A 275-nucleotide genomic window follows, 5' to 3' on the forward strand; every position below is an offset into this window, starting at 1 on the left:
GCTGTGTCTATTTGGAACGAGTTGTATTTTAACACCCCAATGGGCGCAACCAATCTCAATCACGCTCGCGACGGCCGCTGGGTCGACGGTAAACTTACCGCTATGGGCTTCCCGCCACTGGCGATCGATATTCTCGCTAAACGCGCCCACGACATGGGCTTAGTGGTTGGCGTAATGGGCCATGCCTTTAATCGCTGGGCTTGGGCCGAAGCTGATTTTGAGATCCTTGGCACCAAAGAACGCATTGCACTGGATGCGTTGGCGCTGCAATACGG

Annotated in this window: 1 protein-coding gene; it reads left to right on the forward strand. The window is 54.9% G+C overall.

Annotated features, from left to right (window positions below; translation table 11 throughout):
• On the forward strand, nucleotides 1-275 hold a 275-nt coding region (locus AAEZ03_RS27250), incomplete at both ends, for a hypothetical protein (RefSeq protein ID WP_350582957.1).

Source organism: Pseudomonas sp. HY2-MNA-CIBAN-0224 (genome assembly GCF_040310285.1).
Lineage (GTDB): Bacteria > Pseudomonadota > Gammaproteobacteria > Pseudomonadales > Pseudomonadaceae > Aquipseudomonas > Aquipseudomonas helleri.